At 39.5% G+C, this 24,938-nt stretch carries 17 protein-coding genes and 2 pseudogenes; 9 read left to right on the top strand and 10 right to left on the bottom strand.

The genetic code is table 11. The features are described 5' to 3' along the window. Positions 1 to 118 precede the first annotated feature (118 nt). Entirely contained in the window at positions 119 to 562 is a 444-nt protein-coding gene (locus J582_RS20400; protein ID WP_022575352.1) for a DUF2726 domain-containing protein, read from the top strand. A 10-nt stretch (positions 563 to 572) separates the two neighbouring features. Here the strand turns inward: J582_RS20400 and J582_RS20395 are convergent, their stop codons facing one another. The 5 genes from J582_RS20395 to glnA all read right to left on the bottom strand — a co-directional run bounded on the left by J582_RS20395 (position 573) and on the right by glnA (position 5,379). Beyond that, on the bottom strand, positions 573 to 773 hold the full coding sequence (locus J582_RS20395) for a hypothetical protein (RefSeq protein WP_004886133.1): 201 nt from the start codon (positions 771 to 773) through the stop codon (positions 573 to 575). A gap of 107 nt (positions 774 to 880) precedes the next feature. Continuing rightward, positions 881 to 2,338 carry an alpha/beta hydrolase family protein gene (locus J582_RS20390; protein ID WP_031952962.1) on the bottom strand — a complete coding sequence of 486 codons (1,458 nt, stop codon included), beginning with the start codon at positions 2,336 to 2,338 and terminating at the stop codon, positions 881 to 883. 115 nt (positions 2,339 to 2,453) lie between these two features. After that, complete coding sequence (ubiA, locus tag J582_RS20385) at positions 2,454 to 3,332, bottom strand: 4-hydroxybenzoate octaprenyltransferase (protein ID WP_002052447.1); 879 nt, start codon at positions 3,330 to 3,332, stop codon at positions 2,454 to 2,456. Next, positions 3,329 to 3,838 carry a chorismate--pyruvate lyase family protein gene (locus J582_RS20380; RefSeq protein WP_004886125.1) on the bottom strand — a complete coding sequence of 170 codons (510 nt, stop codon included), beginning with the start codon at positions 3,836 to 3,838 and terminating at the stop codon, positions 3,329 to 3,331. Before J582_RS20380 ends, ubiA begins: the two co-directional genes overlap by 4 nt. A gap of 125 nt (positions 3,839 to 3,963) precedes the next feature. Continuing rightward, positions 3,964 to 5,379, bottom strand: a complete 1,416-nt coding sequence (gene glnA, locus J582_RS20375) for a type I glutamate--ammonia ligase (RefSeq protein WP_002052696.1) — start codon at positions 5,377 to 5,379, stop codon at positions 3,964 to 3,966. Between the two features lie 703 nt (positions 5,380 to 6,082). Here glnA and J582_RS20370 point away from each other — a divergent pair. The 3 genes and pseudogenes from J582_RS20370 to J582_RS20360 all read left to right on the top strand — a co-directional run bounded on the left by J582_RS20370 (position 6,083) and on the right by J582_RS20360 (position 10,323). Continuing rightward, a pseudogene (locus J582_RS20370) lies at positions 6,083 to 7,644 on the top strand (peptide MFS transporter). After that, complete coding sequence (locus tag J582_RS20365) at positions 7,641 to 9,443, top strand: aminopeptidase P family protein (protein ID WP_031981824.1); 1,803 nt, start codon at positions 7,641 to 7,643, stop codon at positions 9,441 to 9,443. The pseudogene J582_RS20370 and the gene J582_RS20365 overlap by 4 nt, the downstream one beginning before the upstream one ends. Before the next feature lie 295 nt (positions 9,444 to 9,738). Beyond that, on the top strand, positions 9,739 to 10,323 hold the full coding sequence (locus J582_RS20360; protein WP_000925673.1) for an anthranilate synthase component II: 585 nt from the start codon (positions 9,739 to 9,741) through the stop codon (positions 10,321 to 10,323). 94 nt (positions 10,324 to 10,417) lie between these two features. Here J582_RS20360 and J582_RS20355 read toward each other — a convergent pair whose 3' ends face one another. Both J582_RS20355 and J582_RS20350 read right to left on the bottom strand, forming a co-directional pair. After that, positions 10,418 to 13,183 carry a M1 family metallopeptidase gene (locus tag J582_RS20355; protein WP_081404835.1) on the bottom strand — a complete coding sequence of 922 codons (2,766 nt, stop codon included), beginning with the start codon at positions 13,181 to 13,183 and terminating at the stop codon, positions 10,418 to 10,420. Between the two features lie 13 nt (positions 13,184 to 13,196). Then, positions 13,197 to 15,929: a TonB-dependent receptor plug domain-containing protein gene (locus J582_RS20350; protein ID WP_031981822.1), complete on the bottom strand. Its 2,733-nt coding sequence runs from the start codon at positions 15,927 to 15,929 to the stop codon at positions 13,197 to 13,199. Between the two features lie 356 nt (positions 15,930 to 16,285). On the opposite strand from J582_RS20350, the gene trpD reads away from it, so the two are divergent. The 3 genes from trpD to J582_RS20335 are packed head-to-tail and all read left to right on the top strand — an operon-like array spanning position 16,286 to position 18,856. Continuing rightward, a complete protein-coding gene (gene trpD, locus J582_RS20345) occupies positions 16,286 to 17,335 on the top strand; it encodes an anthranilate phosphoribosyltransferase (protein ID WP_009498528.1) in 1,050 nt (349 codons plus the stop codon). 9 nt (positions 17,336 to 17,344) lie between these two features. Next, positions 17,345 to 18,151 (top strand): indole-3-glycerol phosphate synthase TrpC, encoded by an 807-nt coding sequence (gene trpC / locus J582_RS20340; RefSeq protein ID WP_031981820.1) that lies wholly within the window; start codon positions 17,345 to 17,347, stop codon positions 18,149 to 18,151. A gap of 9 nt (positions 18,152 to 18,160) precedes the next feature. Next, positions 18,161 to 18,856 (top strand): Smr/MutS family protein, encoded by a 696-nt coding sequence (locus tag J582_RS20335; RefSeq protein ID WP_002052415.1) that lies wholly within the window; start codon positions 18,161 to 18,163, stop codon positions 18,854 to 18,856. 10 nt (positions 18,857 to 18,866) lie between these two features. Here the strand turns inward: J582_RS20335 and xdhC are convergent, their stop codons facing one another. From xdhC to xdhA, 3 genes are read right to left on the bottom strand one after another with little or no spacing between them, the layout of a single operon-like run. After that, positions 18,867 to 19,850 carry a xanthine dehydrogenase accessory protein XdhC gene (xdhC, locus tag J582_RS20330; protein ID WP_031981819.1) on the bottom strand — a complete coding sequence of 328 codons (984 nt, stop codon included), beginning with the start codon at positions 19,848 to 19,850 and terminating at the stop codon, positions 18,867 to 18,869. A gap of 6 nt (positions 19,851 to 19,856) precedes the next feature. Further along, positions 19,857 to 22,232, bottom strand: coding sequence for a xanthine dehydrogenase molybdopterin binding subunit (gene xdhB / locus J582_RS20325; RefSeq protein WP_031981817.1), 2,376 nt, complete (start codon positions 22,230 to 22,232; stop codon positions 19,857 to 19,859). Position 22,233: 1 nt separating this feature from the next. After that, entirely contained in the window at positions 22,234 to 23,733 is a 1,500-nt protein-coding gene (gene xdhA, locus J582_RS20320; RefSeq protein WP_031981816.1) for a xanthine dehydrogenase small subunit, read from the bottom strand. A 261-nt stretch (positions 23,734 to 23,994) separates the two neighbouring features. Between xdhA and folE the strand changes: the two genes are divergently transcribed. Continuing rightward, complete coding sequence (gene folE, locus J582_RS20315) at positions 23,995 to 24,543, top strand: GTP cyclohydrolase I FolE (RefSeq protein WP_001187844.1); 549 nt, start codon at positions 23,995 to 23,997, stop codon at positions 24,541 to 24,543. A gap of 156 nt (positions 24,544 to 24,699) precedes the next feature. After that, positions 24,700 to 24,938, top strand: a pseudogene (locus J582_RS20310) (serine hydrolase); the annotation flags it as partial.

Genomic DNA, 24,938 nt, shown 5'->3' with positions numbered 1-24,938 from the left:
GTCGGTAGAGCGACGGACTGTTAATCCGCAGGTCCCTGGTTCGAGCCCAGGTGGGAGAGCCAAGATTCTTAAAAACCCACTCATTACGAGTGGGTTTTTATTTGTATGATGTTGTCACATGTTCGAATCGAGTCACTTATTTTTTATTATTTTAGGTTGCTTAAGCACCTGTATTTTTCTTGTTGTTTGTTTACGTCCCTATTTATTCCCAAAACAAAAATTCTTTGCTCGTCCTGTCATTACTAATTTTGAAACTCAAATGTTTATACGTCTAAAACAGAGTTTCCCAGCTTGCCATGTTTTAGCTCAAGTGGCGTTTAGCGCATTAATCACCAGCAATGACTATAAGGTTCGTAGCCAGTTCAATCGTAAAGTTACCGACTTTGTTTTGCTTAATGACAAAATGGAAGTAATTGCTATTATTGAGTTAGATGACCCTACTCATCTTGAAAAAGCAGAAGAAGACCGTCTACGCGATCAAATGCTGACAGAAGCCGGATATATCGTAAAACGTTATACAAGCATACCGAGCGTACGCCAACTACAAAGAGATATTCATTGAACAGCTAATGCTATTTCTTATCTGAATTTGCAGCCTCTTTTTCAGCTATTCTTTTTTCCATTTCTATACGTTGCTGCTCATATTGTTTTTTATTCTTAGCATCACTCTTTGCAGCCAAGAAAAGTATTCCAATAATTAAAAAAGGAATAAGTAAACCCAACCCCATTAATAACCAAGGAACAGATTTTTTTTCAACTGATTGCTGACTCATAAGTGATTTAAACTCGAACATCATTAATTTTAAGCTATGTAACAATATAACAAAAAAGAGCCTATATAAAGGCTCTTTTCTTAAGCTAAATGCTAGTTAAATAAAACTTAGAACTTACCTGTACAGTGCGGGCTTTGGCTAGCATCTTTCTGTGCATCAGTTAGAACAATACCAGTACCTGCTGACATATTCGTTTGAATAAAATCTACGGCATTTGCATTTTGACATACGATTGCTTGTGTATGAGTCGCATTCGGTACAATGGTTAAATTATATCCCTTATCGTACCCAGCTTGAGGGAAAAATTTCAAAGCATTCGCTTTCATATTTGCGAATAAGGCTTGTGTTACTACAGGCAATACTGCTTGATCTTTTTCACCTTGAATAATAAATACAGGTGCTTTAATAACTTTTTCAGCTGTAGCATTCGTTGCAGGTTGAGTCGATGTTAAAAAACTTTGAACTACTTGATCGGTCTTGAATTTATTTAGATCAATACCGTACTGTGAAATTTGATGTGTAGGGTCAGCTAAGAAAGCTAGGATTCCTGCTTTAAATTTCTCTTGTAAACCATTTGCAGTATCAGGTGCAGGATAACTTAGACATGTACCATCATCTCCTGTACGACCATAAGCTAATTCTGCAATATCAGCTGCTCCTGATGTAAAGATTGACTTCAAATCATAATTTGGTTGCTGTGCTTTAATCCCAGCGCTTGCAAAAGCAGCATATGCTAACAATTCAGCATATCCTTCTGCAGTTTTATCAATTGTTGGTACAGCAAGCGCCAGTGGATCATTTGGAGACATTTGCCCTGCAGCAATCGCTGCATCAATTTGTCTACGCGCTATAATTGCCTGATCTAGCTTACTAACTGCAAAATTACTATCTTGATTCATTGCAGGATCAATATAAATTTGAATAATTGTGCCCAAGCTTGATGCCGGCGCCCCAGCTACAGCACCTTTATAACTTGTATCTGTATTGGCGAATTCAGCAGTACCTAATGATGCATGTCCACCTTGTGATTGGCCAATTGACATCCAATCGCCTTTCAACTGATTTCCATAATGGTCTTTTGCTGCCTTGACTGCTGCTAATGCGGATTTTGCTTCACTAGACAAGTTTAAATACGGATGTACACCTGGCGTACCTAAACCCTCATAATCTGGTGCAATAATCACATAACCTGCTGCTAATAAGTTTTCAGCTAAAATTTTAAATCGCGGATTAATTGCATTTTTACTTGGCGCGCAACTATCTCCTACTCCTACAGTTCCATGCTCCCATACAACCACTCGATAACCATCTTTAGGTTGCGAGGCTTTTGGGAACAATACCATAGCAGTAGCAGTGGCTGTTTTTCCCTGCACATTTGTCATGTTATAAGTCATGACTTTAATTGATGAAGCATTATCAACTTTATCTATAGCGTAATTACTTTCAGACAAAAAGGTTTTATTTGAATCTATCCCAGTGTAATCGTCATTGTTGTCATTACATGCTGTAAGAAATAATGCTGAAACCGATAATGTTATAGCTAAAGCAATTTTTGACCGTTTCATAAAATATCCTTTTTATGTTATGTGTTATTTATTCCGCATAATTTTTATGCACAAATATTAAGACATAAAAAAAGTGCTCTGCATAGAACACTTTTCAACCTCACGGTCATTTTTACTATATGAAATTTAAAAATATTCCTAGAAAAATGATTAATCCTACCCAGCGATTGTGACGAAATGCCCAGAAACAAACCTGAGGGTTGCGGTCTTTGGTTTTAATTGTTTGATATATAAAATCGAATGCCACAACAATTAAAGCAACAATTGCCCATGGAAATAAGATATTTTCTAAATATAACGCCGTTCCTATCAAGACAAGACTGGTTGCTTGTAGGAGTGCAATAATCTGGATGTCATATCGACCAAAAAGAATAGCTGTAGATTTCACACCAATCTTTAAATCATATTCGCGGTCTGTAATTGCATATTGAGTGTCATAAGCCACTGTCCAAGCCAAATTACCAAAATACAGCAGCCAGCAAGTCAGATCCGGAGTTTTACCTACGGCAGTAAAGGCCATTGGAATTGACCATGAAAATGCTGCTCCTAAAAAAACTTGCGGTAAGTTGGTGTAGCGTTTCATAAATGGATAAATAAACGCTAAAAATAATGCGCCAAATGACCAATAAAAAGTTTCTATAGGTAAAAAGAACAAAAGACATGCACTTGCTAAAACAAGACCTAAGAATACATATACTGCTTCCCTCGCACGAATGACACCTGTTGCCAAAGGACGAGTTTTTGTACGCTCTACATGACCATCTACTTTACGATCAGCAAAGTCATTAATCGCACATCCAGCAGCGCGCATAAAAATAACGCCTAAAATCATGACGAATAAAATACCTAAATTCGGTATTCCTTTTGATGCAACCCAAAGTGCCCACATGGTTGGCCAAAACACCAATTCTGTACCAATTGGCTTATCAAATCGACATAGATAATAATAAGCTTCTAAACGCTGACGCCATGTTGTACCTGTTGCAGTCGTCATAGTAATTCCTTGTCGTGCTGCTGATATAAAAAAGCTTCAAAAGCCGGTAAGAATGTTTCTTGAACAATAAATTTACAGCCATGCCAAGTATAGCAACTTTGTCGCGTCCAACCTTCGGGTAAGCGAATAACACGGCGATCACACAGTGGCGTAGTTCTTTGAAATAAAAAACGACCTATCGGTTTAGAACCAATATGCTGAAATATACGGGCTTTTTTTTGTAAACTTCGAATTGGAAAAATACTTTTTGCTTTAACCCAAGGTTCCACTTCACAGCCATATAAATATGTTTCCCTTACCCATGAAGTATGGGTATGAGGCATATTCATCCATTGACTGTCTGCAAAAGTTAAACGCTGAAAGTGTTCTTTAAAAGGTTTTACGCTGAACTGTCCACCGCCAAGTTCAGTCAATTGTTGGGTCAGAGAACCAGACGCATACAACCATGTTTTCAATGCAGGATTTAACGCTTCTTCCTGTTTAAGTACTGGTTGTCGTTTACGCATAATCTGCTCACATGAAAACTCGCACCTAGTTTACCCCAATTTTTTGATAAAAAACGTAGAGAATTCAATCAACATTTTAAGCAATAAAAAAGCCTGCATAAGCAGGCTTTTTTACGAAATACGTATTACAGGCTGTAGTACATATCGAATTCAACTGGGTGAGTAGTCGTGTTAAGACGACGTACATCTTCAGTTTTAAGTTCGATGTATGCATCAAGCATTTCTTTAGTGAACACGCCGCCTTTTAACAAGAATTCGTGATCTGCTTGAAGTGCTTCAAGAGCCATATCTAAACTATGAGCAACTGTTGGGATTTTTGCTTCTTCTTCTGGAGGAAGATCATACAAGTTCTTGTCAGCAGCTTCGCCCGGATGGATCTTGTTTTGGATACCGTCGATACCAGCCATTAATAATGCAGCGAAACCTAAGTATGGGTTCATCATTGGGTCTGGGAAACGAGCTTCGATACGCTTACCTTTAGGGCTAGAAACGTATGGAATACGGATAGACGCAGAACGGTTACGCGCTGAGTAAGCAAGCATAATTGGTGCTTCGAAGTGAGGAACCAAACGCTTGTATGAGTTTGTAGATGGGTTTGTGATTGCATTCAATGCACGAGCGTGCTTGATGATACCACCGATGAAGTACAACGCCATTTCTGAAAGACCAGCATATTCATCACCAGCAAACAAGTTCTTGCCATCTTTAGAGATAGACATGTGAACGTGCATACCAGAACCGTTATCACCTACCATTGGTTTAGGCATAAACGTAGCTGTTTTTGCATATTGATGTGCAACGTTCCAAACAGCATATTTGAACTGTTGAACTTCGTCAGCTTTACGAACAAGAGTATTGAAGCTCACACCAATTTCTAACTGGCAAGAAGCAACTTCATGGTGATGTACTTCTACACGACCTGGGCCCATGATATCTTCGATTTTTGCACACATTTCTGCACGCATATCTTGTGAAGAATCAACTGGAGGAACTGGGAAGTAACCGCCTTTAACACGTGGACGGTGACCAGAGTTACCAGACTCATAGTCTTTACCAGTAGACCAAGCAGCTTCTTCAGCGATTAATGTATGACGAGCGCCAGACATATCGATGTCCCATTTCACTTCGTCAAATACAAAGAATTCTGGTTCTGGACCGAAGAATGCAGTATCACCGATACCTGTAGATTTTAAGTATTCTTCTGCACGGCGAGCAATCGAACGTGGGTCACGCTCATAACCTTGACCAGTTGAAGGTTCAATAACGTCACAAGTCACAACTACAGTTGGTTCAGCAAAGAACGGGTCGATGAAACCAGTTTCAGCATCTGGACGTAAGATCATGTCAGATGCTTCAATACCTTTCCAACCAGCGATTGAAGAACCATCAAACATTTTACCGTCTTCAAAAGTATCTTCATCAATAGAATCAGCTGGGTAAGTTACGTGCTGTTCTTTACCCTTAGTATCAGTAAAGCGAAAATCGACCCATTTTGCGCCACTTTCTTGTATGAGTTGAAGGACCTTGTTCGCCATGCTCATTTTGCTCCAATGAAATTTTGTTGCACTTGTTAAGTGCGTGTTAGTTGCTGGTATTTATTAAGCAATTCTCATACCAACTTTATAAGACTTACCTAAAACATTGAATTACTTATAAGTATTCATGATTTAGGCCCCTTGTCTTGAACCCATTATACTGTTTGCTTGTGCAAATGCACCATATTCACACATTTTCAAATTATGGCATATTTAAATAGCTTATTATTGCCCTAATTTAGTGCAAAATTGTTGCACTGATATAATCCGCTGCATCAATTTCTAACAGTCGTTCATGATCATAATACTTTCTTATATATAATGTTGAGATTCTTATTAGATTACACAAAAAATATTTATACTTCTTAAAGTATCCATTCTCACTCATTTTTACGTTGTTTAAATGACTTAAGCGCCTTGGTTAAGCCATCCAAGTAAGTTCTTTATTGTTTATTTACAATCTACCAAATAGTTTTCATTTTTATGAATTCTTATAGAGCATTTCAGTACTCGGCAGTTCTTTGATTCTTCAAATGAACGCTTCTTTTTGTTATTTGCTATCTACAAACTCCACTATTCATGTTCTTTTTCATTCACTGTTTTTATACAAGGTAAATTTGCTTTTATTGTTAAAAATAACTAAAAAATAAAAACATAAATTTTGGTTATAAATAAACAAACTAAAAGTTATGTTTATAAAAAACATAAAATAATTCAAGGATTTGAATAATGAAACAGGAACTTGAACAGACCGATAAAGCATTTTTCGGTCATCCAAAACCACTAAAAACTTTATTTTTTACAGAACTTTGGGAAAGATTTTCTTATTATGGAATTCGCCCCTTACTTGTTCTTTATATGGTTGCAATGGTCAATAACGGTGGTTTAGGGTTGGATCGACCAACTGCCGCCGCCATTGTGGGATTATTTGCAGGCTCCATGTATTTAATGACCGTCTTCGGTGGATGGATTGCCGATAACTGGTTAGGTCAGGCGCGCGCTGTCTGGTACGATTCAATTATTATTGCTTTAGGTCACTTATCAATTGCCCTCACCACCATTTTTGATCAATTCTTTTTTTATTTCGGTCTAGTTCTGATTGTTCTTGGCTCAGGTTTATTTAAAACTTGTATTTCAGTCATTGTAGGAACTTTATACAAAGCTCAAGATAGTAGACGAGATGCTGGATTCTCCATTTTTTATATGGGAATTAATACGGGCTCGCTTATTGCCCCGCTCATTACAGGTCTATTAGCTCGCGATTATGGCTGGCACTTAGGCTTTGGTATTGGTGGCATTGGGATGCTCATTGCTTTATTAATTTTCCGCTTTTTGGCTGTCCCGCAACTCCAAACTTTTAATGAATTGCGACAAGAAGCCAATAGCTGTAGCAAACCTGTCGTAGAAAATAAAAATGCACCTAAAATTGTATTTAGCTTTTTATTCGCTGTTGCGGTGGTTATTGGATTAACTTTCTTTGGGATTATTCACATCAACCCAGTCGTTGTTGCAACCTACTTAACTGTAGGAATTAGCATTGGAATTATTGCTTATTTTGCATACTTACTACTTTTCCTGAATTTAGAGCAACATGAAAAATTTAAAATCATTATTTGCTTCGTTTTATTAGCAGCATCCGCTTTATTCTGGTCAGCTTTCGAACAAAAACCCACAACTTTTACTTTATTTGCACAAGATTATACGGACCGTATTGTTTTCGGATTTGAGATACCAACTGTATGGTTTGAATCAATCAATGCTCTTTTTATTATTATCTTTGCTCCAGTTGCAGCTTGGCTATGGGCTAAACTAGGTAAAGCAAATAAAGATCCAAGCTATATCAGTAAATTTATTATTGCATTGTTATTCGCAGCAGGTGGCTTTTTGCTTATGACTTTAGCCAGTCATTTTGCTATTCATGGCGGAGTAGTTTCACCATTTTGGTTAGTCGGTACTTTATTTCTTCTTACCATAGGTGAACTTTGCTTAAGCCCGATTGGCTTATCAACCATGACCAAACTTGCACCTGATGTTATACGCAGTCAAATTATGGGTTTATGGTTCACTGGTACAGCCCTAGGCAACCTCATGGCAGGTTTAATTGGTGGGCAAGTCTCGGCAGATGGTATTAATCATTTACCTAGCCTATTTATGCGCTGTGTATTGGCCTTGGTTATTGGCGCAATCGTGTTATTTTTATTAAAGAAACCAATGAATAAATTAATGGGCAAAAGCACCAACAAAGTTCAACCTGATTTGGAAACCATATGAACGACTTAACTGTTCCAGAAAAACTAGCAAAACTTCGTGAACTCATGACCAATCAACACGTTGATGCTTTGGTTGTGATGAGTGCAGATCCCCATATGTCAGAGTATTTACCTGACTACTGGAAAGCAAGGCAATGGTTAAGCGGTTTTAGTGGCTCTGTTGGCACCTTAGTCATGACTCAAAACTTTGCAGGACTCTGGGCCGATGGACGCTATTGGGTACAAGCCGAACAACAACTCGCTGGAACTGGCTTTCAATTACAAAAACTCACCAGTGATGAATCTTCTACACATCTCGCATGGATTGAGAAAAATTTATCAACTGGTTCTGTCATTTCGGTAAATGGGCAAACACTTTCAATCCAGCAATTTAAAGCGTTGGAAAATACGGCAAAACAACATGGCTTTAAGCTTGAAACACAGCAAGATTTAATTGGTTCGATCTGGTCTAATCGTCCAGAACTTCCTTTAGAGCAGATTCATTTAATGCCTGAAGGGTTAAATGCCTTATCTCGTAAAGAGAAAATACAAGCAATTCGCGAAAAATTAAAAACTAAAGCGATTGAAGGACATTTCATTTCATCTTTAGATGATATTGCATGGGTCTTAAATGCACGTGGACAAGATGTAGAATACAACCCTGTATTCCTTTCGCATTTATATATCAGTACTCAACAGGCTGTTTTATTTGTTGATAGCCACAAAGTTGATTCAACCATTCAACAGGCTTTCAAAGCTGATGGCATTGAGATACGTGACTATCAAGATTCAGCTAAGTTTTTATCGAATATCTCTGATGCTTCAGTACTTTTAGATCCAGCCAAAGTCTCAATTTTTCATGAACAAGTCATCGCAAAAGATATTCGGGTTGTCTACGACATCAACCCAAGTACACTTTTTAAATCGCGTAAACATGAAAGCGAAATTGCTCATATCCGTCACGCAATGGTTAAAGATGGAGTCGCGCTTTGCCACTTTTTCCACTGGTTAGAGAAAGCCCTTCATCATGGTGAAAATATTTCAGAACTCACTATTGATGAGAAGATTACAGCTTTCCGTGCTGAGCAAAACGGATTTATAGGCCCAAGTTTTTCAACGATTGCTGGCTTTAATGCTAATGGTGCTTTACCCCACTACCGTGCAACTGAAGAGCACTATTCATTTATCGAAGGCGATGGTCTATTGCTGATTGACTCAGGTGGGCAATATGTTGATGGAACAACGGATATTACCCGTGTTGTTCCTGTAGGGACACCAACAGAGCAACAAAAACGTGACTATACCTTAGTTCTAAAATGTCATATTGCTTTAGCAAAAACGATTTATCCGGAAGGTTTAGCCGCTCCTCTACTCGATTCAATTTGTCGCCATACTTTATGGCAACATGGTTTAGATTATCGCCACGGCACAGGTCACGGCGTAGGCTTTGCGCTTAACGTACATGAAGGGCCGCAAGTGCTTTCTTATTACGCACCTATTCATGCCTATAGTAAGTTGCGTGAAGGTATGATTCTTTCCAACGAGCCGGGCTTATACCATGAGGGACAATACGGTATTCGTATTGAAAATCTGGTTGCAAACAGACTTCACTCAGGGTTTGAGAAAACCTACGGCGATTTCTTAGAGTTTGAAACGCTGACCCTTTGCCCAATTCATTTAGATTGTATTGTCGTTGACATGCTAACGGATGAAGAGAAAGACTGGTTAAATAGTTATCATCAAACTGTTCAAGAAAGACTGGCTGAACATTTATCTGGCGATGTTTTAGATTGGTTGATTTATAACACACGTAAGATTTAATCTTCTTGTATGACCAAGGCAGAATAGTTTTTTATTTACAATACAAGCTTATTCTGCCTTATTTGTACTTATCTATAATTTCAAAAAGCCTCACTTCTTAAAGCCGTTTTTCTGCAAATTTCTAACGAATGAAATAGTTAAACTGGTTACTTCTTTTTTTGCTATATTAGCCCATTAGAAAACGGCTTCTTATTTTTCAAATTTAAAAAGTCTTTTCTGAAAACGGGTATCAATATGGGTAACTATTTTAGTCACTTATTAAATATATTTTAATTATCATGAGGTTAAGTTCATCATGCTTCTAATGATCGACAATTACGACTCTTTTACCTACAACATCGTCCAGTATTTTGGCGAGTTGAATCAGGAAGTAAAAGTAGTTCGCAATGATCAAGTCACATTAGAGGATATTGAACGATGGCAACCTAAATACCTCGTAATTGGCCCTGGCCCTTGCTCTCCAAGTGAAGCAGGTATTTCAATTCCTGCAATTAATCATTTTGCCGGAAAAATTCCTTTGCTTGGCGTGTGTTTAGGCCATCAAAGTATTGGGCAAGCTTTTGGCGGGAAAATTGTAAGAGCCAAAACGGTGATGCACGGACGTTTATCTGATATGTACCACAGCAATAAGGGTATTTTCAGTAATCTTCCTAGCCCATTCTCGGCAACTCGTTATCACTCGTTGGTCATTGATCAGGAAACGCTACCTGACTGCCTTGAAGTAACATGCTGGACCAATGAAGCAGATGGCTCAATGGAAGAAATTATGGGCGTTAAACATAAGACACTTCCTGTTGAAGGCGTGCAATTCCATCCAGAATCTATTTTGAGTCAGCATGGCCATCAAATCTTTAAAAACTTTTTAGATATCTATGCATAATTCAGTCTCGAATCGACTGTTCTAAGAGTGATTGGATAAGCAATCCTAATAAAAAGCCAACTACGATCAGTTGGCTTTTTTATAGCTGAATCAATTATAACTGTAACTGTTGCACAATTGATCCATCTTGTTTTGCTACCAAAGATTCGCAGAGTTGAATACGCTCTTTAGTCTGTTTCAATCCTCTTTCCACCCCAACCAACTCTTTAGTTCGTGGTGCAAAAAAATCATTTAATTGTGCTGCCTGTTGTTGGGTACATGCTGCCCCACTAAACATTGCAGGGAAACGCCCAGCCGAAGACTTACCTAAACGGTCAAACACTGCCTCATGATTTACCTTAAACCAAGACCATAAGCCACCTTGCTCATCTCCATAATTATTAATGGAGTTAACTACGGTACGAACTTCACCAACTTTAACACGCGGGTTCAAAATCAACTGACGGGCTTGTTGACGTGTTGCTTCTTGATTTGCCGAGCCTAAGGCTGTAAGAATTGCTAGACGTTGTGTTGGTTGAGTCACGCGTTGTAACTCTCCAGACAATCGGTCAAAAGCTGGTTGACCTTTTTCTTGTACACGTACAGCTAAAATGGTTGGCAATAATTCAGGTGTTACTTGCGCAAAATTAAGCTGCTTTTGAGCAAATAGAGCATCTGACTGTTTTAACAGTTGTGTACGAACTTCAGGAACTTGAATATCTAAAGCAAGAAATCTAACTAACTCACTACGCCATAAACTGTCTTCAGCTGATTCACCTGTTTTACTGACATAACCCAACTGATTTAATTTAGGTAAATATAAATTTGCCAAAACTTTTCTAAAATGTTCACGTTCAGCTTCTGTTTTCAATACATGACGATGAATGGTACTTAACTGGGAAAATAGCGCTGTACTAATTTGTCGGCTATTTGAATTGGCAAATTTCTTCGCAGCATCTACGACAGCCAATAAATTAATATCACCATGGTTAAATGCCGCTGAAATTGCATAGGCATAGGCCAACTGTTCAGTGTTAGAAAGCTTTTCTGTAGCGGCAGTCAGACGAGTAAACTCTTTTTGTGGCAAACTAAATTGGTAGTATCCTGCCGCATCTGCATTTGGTATATACCAACTGTCAAGGCTGGCACCTTTGAGTTCAATCTTGGCTTCTGCTTGGTCTACCAATTCACATTGCACTTTACTACCTGCATTTGGAACTTCATAACGTACACATAATGGTACGCCCCACAGGCTTCTTGCATCACCTTTTGAACCCACAGGTAAGTAACGGCTTTGCTTCACATTTAAAAAGACTTTATTGCCTTCTTGCTGTAATGCGGTGTTAATTAAAGGCACACCTGGTTGATCAAGAAAACTTTTCATCGCTCTAGTAAAGCGCTCACCTTGTCCAGATTGCTCTGCTAAAGCGCTAATTAAATCATTGGCTGTCGCATTACCATATTGGTGCTTATTAATATAATTGCGCACACCTTGTTTGAATTTTTCTTCACCTAAATAGCTTTCAAACATATTTAAAACAGCCGCACCTTTTTGGTAAGTAATACCATCAAAAGCAGTTTGAATATCGGCATTGCTTAAAATAGGCTGACGTATACGACGTACACTCACCAAGCTGTCACTTTTCATCGCATCGGCAGTATCCGCAATACGTTCTAGGTCAGCATTAAATTCGGGATGTAATTTTTGAGTAATTTTACTTTGCATCCATGTAGCAAAAGATTCATTTAGCCACAAATCATCCCACCATGGCATCGTGACAACATCACCGAACCATTGATGTGCCAGCTCATGTGCATTGACGTTAAATGAATTCTGTACAAAAGAAACTGGTGAGTCCTTATCTAACAACATTAGATAATCTCTAAAAGTAATTAGCCCTGGGTTTTCCATTGCTCCGGCAGCAAAGTCTGGGGCTGCAAGCAAGTCGAGCTTGTCAAATGGATAACCAAAGGCAAAATAATCTTCTAAAGTTTTTAAAATAGCTGGTGTTTCAGATAAAGCATGCTGCATTTTTTCAGCTTTAGCATCGGGTGCAATACCACGTAACTGGATCGGCTGCTTACGCCATGAAGTTGCTCCAATATCAGGCCCTTTTTGTAATTGCCACGGTCCGACAGCCAATGCAAGTAAATAGGTTGGCAGTGGTTTTGTCTGTGCAAAACTGAGCGTTTTCCAACCTGACTTCTCTGCTTGCTCAGATGTTTGTTGGGTATTGGCAAAACCTGAATATTTGCTTGGAATCGTCAACCGGATATTAAACGGCGTTTTAAAACGTGGTTCATCAAATGATGGGAATGACTGGCGTGCACTAATTGCTTCCATTTGAGTCATCACATAAGGTTTACCCTCAAACTCGATTTTATAAATACCGTCAAGTTGCTGGTCATACGCCGCATTAAAATCTAAAACGAGTTGATACTGGCCTGCGGGCAAGGTCTTGGCAAATTTAATTTTACTTACCCCATCTACCTCAGAGGCTTGCTCATATTTTGCTTTGGTTTTGACGCCCTCTGCCGATGTGATATTCACATCTTTCACCGTCAAAGATTTACCATGAATCCAGATGTGATCTGTGGCTTGAGCCAGCTTTAAATGAATAGTAGTTTTACCGGTATATCCTTTTTGTGCGGGATCAATCTTAAAATCTAAATCATAAGATTCGGGTACAACCCACTCGGGTAATTTACCAATCGGGATTTGTTCACTGTTATTAAATGCAAAAATCTGTGTCGCAGATAAAGATAATAATGTTGTAAGTAGCAATCTTTTTTTAAATGAAGGCTTGACCAGCATAAGGGGTTTTATCCTCTGTAGTTTTAAATAAAAAGATGCAGCAATTGCTGTACCACTTCGCTGCATCCATACATCATTCTTAAAATTTATAGTTAAACTCCAACCAACCTTGACGGCCGAATGGTGAATATGATCCTACCGGATAATACGGCCAACCGCCTGTGTCATCTCGTTTCACTTTGTCAAACAAGTTATTAATAATGATGGAAGCAGACGCTTTTGGAGAGATTTGATAAGTACCGCTCCAGTTCACCAAATACGTTGGGCTTAAATAGGCAGTTTGGTTACCATTTGGAATTTTGCCATAACGATTAACTAATACTGTTGATGCCCAATCACCATAGCTCCAGCTGAGACTGGTATTAAAACGGTCACGCCAATCAGGAATACTTAAATCTTTTAAGTAATCATCTTTCTCGCCATCTTTTGATTGTTGATATTCATGTTCTAGTACACGGCTATAATTTACCGTCCAGAGAAAGTTACCAAAGCTGTCTGTTTTCCAGCGCCATCTACTAGTGAAATCAATCCCGCGGGTATGGTCTGATGCTGCATTAATCGGAACGATATTAATATTCTTAATGACATTTGGATCGACAACTGCATTTGCAGGGTTACGCTCTACACGTGCCAAAGCATCGATACAGGCCGCAGAGTTAATATCTTGGTTGCCTAAACGACAATCTGCTTCCAAACGTAGAATTTTGTCCGCACTTAAATTCGTCACAAGATTATCAATTTTGATATCCCAGTAATCGACGCTGATATCAAATTTATTGGTGGGTGACCAAACAAAACCTGCACCATAAGATTTACCCTCTTCAGGTTTCAGCTCTTTGTTTCCGGTTAAAGTGTAGTTCGCCCCAGGTGCGTAATCTTTAAAGCTACATTTATCTAAAGGTTGTCCCGTTTGGCTACAACGTAAATAATCCGTTGTACTTGGGAAATAACCTTTTTGTTTATTTAAAAACAGATAGTTCATATCTGGTGCACGAAAGCTGGTCGCATAGTTACCGCGCACTAATAAAGTTGGATGTGGTCTAAACTCGAGACCCGAACCGAAAGTTAGCTTATCAATGCTGTTATCTGATAAAGCATAACGGTCATAACGTCCAGACAAGGTTAAATTTAATGGTTTTGCTAAAGGTAAGAATAATTCTGCGCCAAGTGCTTGGCGGGTACGTGTACCTCCATATTCGCCACTAGAGCTTAAATTATAATATTCACCATTTTCGATCGCATCATCTGGCTTAATCGAAAAGCCTTGACGCCCAATTTCAGCCACAGCCGCAAGTTTGGCAGTTCCTGCAGGTAGCTTAAATACGTCACCATTCGCGCTTAAGGTTAAACTTTGTGCCCACGACTTATCTTTTTCTTTTGTGGTGCCCGAAATACTTTCAAATTCACTTGCTGTGAGTGGTCGACTTAAACGATCTAAGCGAGGTGAATAAATAGGAATACCATCTGCATCTGTACCAAGTTGCTGACCTAAGAAATATTCATCAACATTCGAACGTAATAAACCTTGGCGGTTTAGCTGACTAGTATAGATGGAACCATTATAGGCTGCTTCATAACTCCAGCTCGTTTCTCCAATATCGCCTCGAATTCCGAAGTTTAAGTTCGAAGAAAGCTCTTTCCACTTTTTATTTATGCGTTCTACCCCGCCTAATTCTTCAGGCGCAAAACGACGATTCCAAATTTCATAATTTCCCGAATCTTGATTTAGAAAATAACCACTCGATGCACCTAAAGAGGTCCATATCGGAATACGGGTATTGTTTTCAATTTGATTTGCCCCAATTAAAAAATCGGCAAATAGTTGGGTTTTATCATTTAACTCATAGTCTAAACCGAGATAACCATTTTGACTGCGATTTTGAGTTTGAACAGTCCAATAGGTTGGTCGTGCCAAACCACTGGCACAATTGTCCGCCCCTGCTTGCCCTATATTATTGACTGATCCGTTAAATAAACCATTAAACGCCTGACACCCGCCAATTGAAAGGTATTTACCAGTATCGGCATTTTTCCGACCCACAATCGTGTCAGGTTTCTCCCCCAAACGAGTTCGACTTGACATAAAATCTCGATCGGCTGCCCATATCGGTTCACGACCACTGAGTTCAACTCCATAAACGAGACTAAGCTTGTCTAAAGTTTTACTACCACTCAGTTGTAAACGTAAATTTTCACCGCCTTCTTTGGTTCCACCTGCCTTGATATTAAATTGTGTGCCGTCTGTTTTCTTTTTCAGAATAATATTCACCACACCTGCAATTGCATCTGAACCATAAATTGCAGAAGCACCACCGTTTAATATTTCAATCCGATCAATAATGGCAGTTGGAATATTGGCTAAGTTTACGAAATTGACAGAGCCATCATAAGGCACAGGATAGTCTGCAACCCGATGTCCATTAATTAAAGTCAAAGTATGATTAGGTCCTAAGCCTCGTAAGCTAATAGCATTAGCCGCAGGTGTAAAAGTATTTCCATAATCGGCACCTTGTACGAAACCTGTGTTCTGCGTCAGGTTATTGAGTGCGTCAAATGCATTACTAAAACCTTGTTTTTCAATATCGGCTGCGGTAATGACGGTCACACTGGTCGGGCCATCTTTTTGTGCTTTTGAAATCCGAGAACCTGTCACCGCAACACGAACTACTTTATCTGCTTTAGCTTGGTTTTGTGGTTGCTCTACAGCTTCTTGTGCATAACTTTCTAACGGATGAAACAGTGCAACAAATACGAAAATAAATGAGCGCTTATTTTTTAAAGCCCCTACATATTTCAAGTTATTTAAATACATATTTATTAGTAGACAAAATAAAGATCGCCCTACTATATCCACTTTTATTTGGTTGATTTATACACATTTTTTCTAGATATATTGATGTTTAAGATATACCAAATGGTTAATTATTTATCATAAAAACTCACAACAAACTAAAACCTTTTTCAATAAATAAATTTTGTTTATGAATAGATTCAAAACCTTCTCTAATCAAAATTTTTAATTCTCTTATCGAACAGCAAAAATCTTTGATTATTTTCTGCTAACATAGCTCCCCTAGCTAGTGAATCATGGAACGCAATAGGCCGAACCTCCCACACTCGATCAACTTCACCTAAAAATTTTAATCATTAATGCTGTAAATCATGACTATGAATATCCAACAGGCGCTTAACCACATTACCAAGAACATTCATTTGACTCAGCCTCAAATGGAAGAAATTATGCGCAGCATCATGCAAGGTGAGGCAACTGAGGCACAAATTGGTGCTTTAATGATGGGCCTACGCATGAAAGGTGAAAGCATTGACGAAATGACAGCTGCTGCACGTGTCATGCGTGAATTTGCGATCAAGATCGATGTGAGTGATATCAAACATTTAGTAGATATCGTGGGAACTGGCGGTGATGGACAAAATTTATTTAATGTGTCTACAGCGTCTAGCTTTGTGATTGCAGCAGCAGGTGCGACCATTGCAAAACATGGTAACCGTGGCGTTTCAAGTAAATCAGGTTCATCAGACCTACTTGAGCAAGCAGGTATTCATCTTGATCTAGATATGCAACAAACTGAACGCTGCATCCGTGAAATGGGTGTAGGTTTCTTGTTTGCACCAAACCACCACAAAGCCATGAAATATGCTGCTGGCCCACGTCGTGAACTTGGTATTCGAAGCATTTTCAATTTACTTGGCCCATTGACCAACCCAGCTGGGGTAAAGCGCTTTGTGATTGGTGTATTTTCAGATGAACTGTGCCGTCCAATTGCAGAAGTGATGAAACAACTCGGTGCTGAACACGTTATGGTTGTTCATTCAAGAGATGGTCTTGATGAAATTAGTCTTGCAGCGCCTACCACTGTTGCCGAACTCAAAGATGGCGAAGTTACTGAGTGGACACTTAATCCAGAAGATGTCGGAATTGAGTCTCAAACTTTAAATGGTTTAGTGGTTGCTGATGCATCGGCGAGTCTAAAGCTCATTAAAGATGCTTTAAGCAAAAATAAATCTGATATTGGTGAAAAAGCTGCAAACATGATTGCGCTTAATGCAGGCGCAGGTATTTATGTAGCAGGCATTACCAAAACTTATGCTCAGGCTGTTACATTTGCGCAAGATATTATTTACGGCGGGCAAGCATTAGAGAAAATGAGTGTTTTAGCTGAATTTACTAAAACATTAAAACAATCTCAGGCAGATTAAGGACTTCTCATGATTAATATTCAAAATACCATTTTAGGTAAAATTGTTGACCGTAAACATGAGGAACTTGCTGCGCGTTTAAAACAACGTAATTTGCAAGATGTAGAAGAGCTTGCAAAAGCAGCGTCTCCGGTGCGTGGCTTTGCAAATGCTTTACAACATAAACGTCCGGGTGTGATTGCTGAAATTAAAAAAGCATCTCCATCAAAAGGAATCATTCGCGCAGACTTTAATCCTGCTGAAATTGCTCAGCAATATGAACACGCTGGAGCAGCATGTTTATCAGTACTGACTGATGTGGATTTCTTTCAGGGTGCAGATGAAAATATTGCGATTGCCCGCAATCATTGTGCCCTACCTGCTTTACGTAAAGACTTTTTGGTCGACCCATATAATGTAGTTGAAGCACGTGCTTTGCATGCTGACTGTATTTTATTAATTGTTGCTTGTTTGTCTGACCAGCAACTCGAAGAAATGTCTAAAACAGCGTTTGAACATCAACTTGATGTATTGGTTGAAGTTCATGACGAAGAAGAGTTAGAGCGTGCCTTAAAACTTTCTGAGCAATGTTTACTAGGCGTGAATAACCGTAATTTAAAAACCTTTGATGTAGATTTAAATACTACTATCCGCTTGAAAAAATTACTTCCGTCCTCACGTTTACTGATCACTGAAAGTGGCATTGCGACACCAGATGATGTGCGTATGATGCAAGAGCATGACATCCACAGTTTCTTGGTTGGCGAAAGTTTTATGAAACAACCACGTCCAGATCAAGCTTTTACTGCTCTTTTTGGACAACCTCAAACGGTTTAATGAAGATATATGAGTAATAAAGATTCATCGCTTTCTAAAGAGCAACAAAAGTTATTGAAGCAATTTAAAAAGCAAATCTCCAATCCTCATTCAAGCAAAATCGCAAATCAGCCTGAGTCTAAAAAATCTCAGGCTGAGACTGAAGAATTGGAAGATACATACCTGTTTCAACAGGCTGTTGCAGGTGTAAAACGCATCAACAATAGTAATATTGCCGATGTAAAAACACCTCGTGCCAAAAAAGTCGATGCACAAACTTTGGCAAAACGTGCAGCTGCCGAAGGTGGTCGTGATACCGAACATGCCGAGCTATCAGATACACAAGCTGCTTTAAATCCGGTCGCAAGCCAAGCAACGTTAAGCTATCGCATTGCGACCCTTCAACATAAGGTTTTTGAAGACTTAAAAGCAGGCAAGATGCGTTGGTTTGAAGCTGTAGATTTACACGGCTGTACCATTGAACAAGCACGTGACGCAGTTTTACAAATCATCCAGATGGCAAAAGATGAAAATCAAAATGTCATCAAAATTGTGCATGGTAAAGGCCCAGAAGCGGTCTTAAAAACCTATGTCAACGGATGGCTACGTCAGCATCGTGATGTTTTGGCTTTTGTAAGTGCCCCTGAAAACCAAGGTGGCACAGGTGCCGTTCTCGTACTGCTTAAACGTGCAGAAAAAAATCCTAAGTTCGAACAAAAAAAATGATCCTTTGGGATCATTTTTTTACATCAAATACCTGTAATAATTGAGCAACTACTGCAATGGCAATCGTTGCAGGTTGTTTCGATGAAATCCCTTCTATCCCGATCGGGCAAACCAAACGTTGTAATGTTTCCGAAGTATAACCTCGCACCTGCATACGTTTTTCAAAAATAGCCCTTTTACTTTTTGAGCCAATCATCCCAACATAAGGAAATAGTTTTGCCGTAGGTTTTAAAGCTGTAAAACACAGTTGCAAATCTAATTGATGATCGTGCGTTAAAATTAAAACTGCACCTGAACGGTCAAAATGCTCGATCTCGGCGTCTAAGGTATCAGTTGTTATACAGTGCACCTGTTTCAGTAAATCGGATGGGAAAATATCATCACGCGGATCAATCCATTTCACCCGAACCCCAATAGGCAATAAACAACGAACAATTGCTTCACCCACATGACCTGCACCACAAATCAACACTTGCATGGCATAAGGTTGAATCTGCTGGCTAAATTGCCATTGCTCACTACTGTCAGAATGTAACTCGAAACTTGGTTGTTGTTCCAAATCCATAGTTTGCCAAGTGGATGCATATTGATGTGAGACGTTACGCGATATATGCTTTCCAGCTCGCCATGCTTGGAAACTTCCAGACAAATCCGACGCAATTTCAGCGGGTAATATTTTTTCAAACAATAACCACATTACTCCGCCACAACACTGCCCAAGCCGAGCACTGAGGTTAAAACGTTCAATACGCCTTACACAAGTTCCCGTTTCACTTAACATTGCTTTAGCAATATCAATTGCCTGAAACTCTAAATGCCCACCACCGATCGTATCTGACTGCTGCCATTGCTGTTGTAAATTAAACCGCAACAACATCGTTGCACCAACCTCTCGTGGTGTAGAACCATCAGCACGGACCACTGTGACTAATACCATAGGAAACGCATCGGCTTGCCAAGCTACAAAATCAGTCCACCATTGTAAATGTTGCATAATCTTCTACATTCTAGCTTGTGGGCGAGCAGCCAAAGCTTGTCCCCGTCCAATAGCAATTGCACGTAAAATTTCTTCGGCAGTTGCCGGAGCATTGAGTACGAGCGGTGCATTTTCTGGAATAGCCGCCTGTACTGCCTGACGAATTGCAGAGAAAACTGACAATGCCAACATAAATGGCGGTTCACCTACCGCTTTAGAGCGATAGATGGTGTCTGCCTGATTTTGATTATTAAACAGTTTGACGTTAAAAATATGAGGAATATCCACACTGGTCGGGATTTTATAAGTTGAAGGTGCATGGGTAAATAAACGGCCTGCGTGTGGGCCCTGCGGCTGCCAATACAACTCTTCTGTCGTGAGCCACCCCATCCCTTGGACAAAACCACCTTCAATTTGTCCAATATCAATTGCAGGGTTAATTGACTGCCCAACGTCATGCAAAATGTCAGCACGTAATACTTTCATTTCCCCAGTTAAGGTATCTATTGCAACCTCACTAACCGCTGCACCATAGGCATAATAGAAAAATGGACGCCCTAAATGGTTGACCTGATCATAGTGAATTTCTGGAGTTTTATAAAAACCACTGTCCCATAGTTGTACACGTGCCATATATGCCCGTTGAACCAAGTCAGGAAATGTCCATGAATGACCATTCCCTGTTGAAACCATACTATCTTCAAACTGGACTTGGTCAGCTTCACTTTGACTTATTTCGGCTGCAAGTTTAGCCAGACGCTCACGAATTTTAATACAGGCGTTTTGAACAGCTTTACCATTTAAATCTGCTCCACTCGATGCAGCAGTTGCCGAAGTATTTGGCACACGAGAAGTATCTGTTGCAATTAAACGAACGCTATCGATTGGTAAACCCAACTCATGTGCAGCAACCTGCCGTACTTTGGTATATAGCCCCTGTCCCATTTCTGTACCGCCATGAGTAATAGAGACAGTGCCATCCATGTACACATAGACCAGTGCACCTGCCTGATTGTAATGCACGGCGTTAAACGAAATACCAAACATTAATGGGGTTAACGCAATACCACGCTTAATGATGTCATTGTTCTGATTAAAGGCATGAATAGTCTGTCTACGCTTCGCGTAATCGCTACTTTGCAATAGTTCGGCTACTAATTTTGGCGCAACATTATCACGAACTTCTGCCCCATAGTGCATACGGTCACGTCCGGCGCCGGGCTGCTCGGCAAAGAAATTGCGCTGACGAATTTCAACTGGATCACAACCTAAATAACGCGCAATGTCATCAATAATATTTTCAATGACAAACATGCCTTGCGGTCCACCAAAACCACGGTATGCGGTATTGGAAACAGTATTGGTTTTACAACGCAAGTTACGTAGCTCAACTGCATTTAAATAATAAGCGTTACCAATATGGCAAATGGCTCGTTCATTCACTGGCCCAGAAAGATCAGCCGAAAAACCACAGTTTGAAGCCAGTTGCACCTTTAAGCCTTGCAAAATACCAGTGTCATCAAAAGCCACAGACCATTCATAAGCAAAACCGTGACGTTTACCCGTAGCACTCATGTCATCATCACGATCTAAGCGTAATTTACATGGACGGCCTGTTTTTTTCGCTGCCAAAGATGCAATACACGCCCACTGCGCCGACTGCGATTCTTTACCACCAAAACCACCACCCATACGACGGCTTTCTACACTGACCTGATGCATATTCATGCCTAGTGCATGACAAATTAGTAACTGCATTTCGGTTGGATGCTGTGTCGAGCAATAGACTTTTAAGCTCTGATTTTCTTGTGGAATCGCATAGGAAATTTGCCCTTCTAGATAAAAATGCTCTTGTCCACCAACCTGAATATTCCCTGAAAGATGATGTGTTGCATTTTCAAAAGCCTGTTCAACGTCACCGTGGCTAAATTCAACAGGCGGTAGCACCCACGATTCTTTTTTAATCGCATCTTGAATCGTTAAAATCGGAGTTTCGGGTACATACTCAATTTTTGCTAAGCGCACTGCCTGACGGGCTTGCTGATAAGTGTCAGCAACAACCACAAACAAGGCTTGTCCATAAAACTCAACCTGCTCGTCTGCAAAAATTGGGTCATCTTTAACAATGGGCCCCCAATTATTTTCAACATCAATATCTTTTGCCGAGAAAACTGCATGGACACCATCGGCCTGACGTACTGCCTCTAAATCAAACTTACTGATTTTGCCTTTGGCACAATTCGAAAATCCGACTGCCAAATGCAACGTATTTTCAAGCTCGGGTAAATCATCAATATAAGTTGCCTGCCCCGTCACATGTAAATGCGCGCTCTCGTGTGGAATCGAATCACCTGCTTTAGCGGATTTTTTAGAAACCCTTAAGTCAATATTTTGATTCATGTCAGATCTCCACCATAGCAATCAAGTCATTTACTCGAGTGATTGTCCGAGACAGGACTTTTTCTACATAAAAACGCTGTAAACAGTTTTTTGCGACGTGTAAACGATATGCAGAGCTAGCACGTCCATCATCTAAAGGCTGATAGTCTTGCGACAATGCTTCTTGTGCCTGAATGATCAATTCTGTTGTAAGTTGTTGGCCTTCCAATACGGCTTCTGTATATTTTGCACGTTTGGAAATAGCAGCCATGCCACCAAAAGCAATTTTCACATTGTGAGCGACACCATCATTATCTAGCTCACATGAAATAGCAGCGCATACTGCAGAAATATCTTGCTCAAAACGTTTGGCAATTTTATAGCTGGCAAATTTAAAACGCGTCTGCCCTTCACGAAGTGGAATAACAATCGACTCTACAAACTCACCAAGTTGTAATGCTGTTTTTTGATAATCTAAATAAAAGTCTTCCAAAGCAATTTCACGAGTCTGCTCACCTACACGCAAAATCAATCGTGTACCTAGCGTAATTAATGCTGGCATTGAATCGCCAATCGGCGAACCATTAGCAATATTTCCACCTAGTGTTCCTGCATTTTTAATCGGCATGGAAGCAAAACGGCGCTGCAATTCTTGAAAGTCGGGATAAAACTCTGAAATTTTAATGAGTGCATCACTCAAACTTACATTTGCCCCAATCGTTAAAGCATGGTCTGTGACTATAATCTTTTTCAGCTCTTCAACTTGTCCGATATAAAGCATATCGCCCAAATCACGGCCCTGCTTTGTTACCCACAAACCGACATCGGTACTCCCTGCAACAATACGCGCATGCGGCAACTGTAAGCGTAATACGGCAAAATCCTGCAAAGTCCTCGGTGCAAAAAATTGCTGCTTTTGATCATTCAAATGCAATGCTGGTAATGCTCGTATCTCTTTTAATACATTAATTACTTTTTGACGCTTTAATGCCACACGTGGATAGTCATAAGCTTTTTGTGCTGCATCTAGAATAGGGCGATAACCCGTACAGCGACATAAGTTTCCAGAAAGATAATCACTGATTTTATCTTTGCTTGGGGGCTGTTGTTCATTTTCATACATTGACCATAACGACATGATAAAACCGGGTGTACAAAAACCACATTGTGAACCATGCATATCGACCATCGCCTGTTGTACCGGATGAAGCGTGCCATCTTGTACAGGCAATAAGCTATGAAGGTCTTCTACTGTAAATAAAGCCTTACCATCTAAAGTCGGTAAAAACTGAATACACGCATTCACACTTCGTAATTGCAGGTTGTCATTGACCAACTCACCAATCACTACTGTGCATGCACCACAATCGCCCTCAGCACAGCCCTCTTTTGTACCAGTCTTTCTGGTTTTACCAGTTTGGGTATATTCTCGTAGAAACTGTAAAACCGTCATTGTGGGTAGAACATTTTCTACTTGCTGCTGACCGCCACGAAAAAAGAAGGTGATTGGACGTTCTGACATGTTTTATCCTTATGTTTTATAATAATGCTTTTGTGCAAATATGATGCCATGAAGCGATCATTTAGAACTTACCTATATTAAACGCACATTTCATATCCAACCACTTGACTCTTAACGATAAAAAACATGAAATTTATTCATCTTTTACTAAGCGTGCGCAAAACCAAAATAAATATAGTGTGAGGATTTATGAACATCACGGCATGTTTCTGATACAATGCCGAGCTTGTCTAATAGAGTAAATTTATACGTCTTATGTCAATGCAGCAATCGTACGCAAATATTCTGACTGCCGTCGGTGAAGATCTTAATCGTCCCGGCCTTAAAGATACGCCTGTGCGTGCGGCTAAAGCTTTTTCATATTTAACTTCTGGCTATAGTAAAACTTTAGAAGAAGTCACCAATAATGCTGTTTTCCCATCAGATAACCATGAAATGGTATTGGTGAAGAATATTGAATTTTATTCGCTCTGCGAACACCATCTCCTCCCATTCTATGGCCGTGTTCATGTTGCCTATTTACCAGAAGGCAAAGTGCTTGGCTTGTCTAAATTTGCACGTATTACCGAGATGTTTGCTCGTCGTTTGCAAATTCAAGAAAACTTAACTCAGCAAATCGCTGAAGCTGTTGCAGAAGTCACTGGCGCTCGTGGGGTTGCTGTAGTCATTGACTCTGCACATATGTGCATGATGATGCGTGGTGTAGGTAAACAAGAATCTACTACTCGTACAGTTTCATTTGTCGGAGATTTTAAAACCGATAAAGAAGCACGCCGTGAATTTTTAAGTGCTGTACCAGAAAGCTACTAATATAGTTTTACTGCAAAAAGCCCGACAATGTTGGGCTTTTTTTATAGCTAAACGCTATAAATCTTCAATCCAACTCTATAAAACATAACAATTAAATTAGATGATTTTTGTTATAAAAGTACGCATCTTTCTTTTTAAATGATTTATGAGCGAATCATGCGATTTAAAAAAATTTCTTACTTACTTTTACCTTCTCTTTTTATTTTTAATACCTCAATTTATGCGGGCAATACTTCTAAAGACCAAGAAATTAAACAATTGGTAGATCAAAATTTTAAACCCTTATTAGAAAAATATAATGTGCCGGGTATGGCGGTAGGTGTTATTCAAAACAATAAAAAATATGAAACGTATTATGGTCTACAATCCGTTCAAGATAAAAAAGCTGTAAATAG

The organism is Acinetobacter sp. 1566109, from assembly GCF_000582255.1.
In the GTDB taxonomy this organism is placed as follows: domain Bacteria; phylum Pseudomonadota; class Gammaproteobacteria; order Pseudomonadales; family Moraxellaceae; genus Acinetobacter; species Acinetobacter nosocomialis.
This window is presented reverse-complemented; position numbering and strand designations above follow the sequence as displayed.

Coding starts and splice junctions, on each gene's coding strand:
- trpC (WP_031981820.1), top strand. CDS start 17,345: ATGATTAATATTCAAAATACCATTTTAGGTAAAATTGTTGACCGTAAA.
- J582_RS20400 (WP_022575352.1), top strand. CDS start 119: ATGTTCGAATCGAGTCACTTATTTTTTATTATTTTAGGTTGCTTAAGC.
- ubiA (WP_002052447.1), bottom strand. CDS start 3,332: ATGACGACTGCAACAGGTACAACATGGCGTCAGCGTTTAGAAGCTTAT.
- trpD (WP_009498528.1), top strand. CDS start 16,286: ATGAATATCCAACAGGCGCTTAACCACATTACCAAGAACATTCATTTG.
- J582_RS20395 (WP_004886133.1), bottom strand. CDS start 773: ATGAGTCAGCAATCAGTTGAAAAAAAATCTGTTCCTTGGTTATTAATG.
- xdhB (WP_031981817.1), bottom strand. CDS start 22,232: ATGAATCAAAATATTGACTTAAGGGTTTCTAAAAAATCCGCTAAAGCA.
- folE (WP_001187844.1), top strand. CDS start 23,995: ATGCAGCAATCGTACGCAAATATTCTGACTGCCGTCGGTGAAGATCTT.
- glnA (WP_002052696.1), bottom strand. CDS start 5,379: ATGAGCATGGCGAACAAGGTCCTTCAACTCATACAAGAAAGTGGCGCA.
- J582_RS20350 (WP_031981822.1), bottom strand. CDS start 15,929: ATGTATTTAAATAACTTGAAATATGTAGGGGCTTTAAAAAATAAGCGC.
- J582_RS20335 (WP_002052415.1), top strand. CDS start 18,161: ATGAGTAATAAAGATTCATCGCTTTCTAAAGAGCAACAAAAGTTATTG.
- J582_RS20390 (WP_031952962.1), bottom strand. CDS start 2,338: ATGAAACGGTCAAAAATTGCTTTAGCTATAACATTATCGGTTTCAGCA.
- J582_RS20365 (WP_031981824.1), top strand. CDS start 7,641: ATGAACGACTTAACTGTTCCAGAAAAACTAGCAAAACTTCGTGAACTC.
- J582_RS20355 (WP_081404835.1), bottom strand. CDS start 13,183: ATGCAGCGAAGTGGTACAGCAATTGCTGCATCTTTTTATTTAAAACTA.
- xdhC (WP_031981819.1), bottom strand. CDS start 19,850: ATGCAACATTTACAATGGTGGACTGATTTTGTAGCTTGGCAAGCCGAT.
- J582_RS20360 (WP_000925673.1), top strand. CDS start 9,739: ATGCTTCTAATGATCGACAATTACGACTCTTTTACCTACAACATCGTC.
- xdhA (WP_031981816.1), bottom strand. CDS start 23,733: ATGTCAGAACGTCCAATCACCTTCTTTTTTCGTGGCGGTCAGCAGCAA.
- J582_RS20380 (WP_004886125.1), bottom strand. CDS start 3,838: ATGCGTAAACGACAACCAGTACTTAAACAGGAAGAAGCGTTAAATCCT.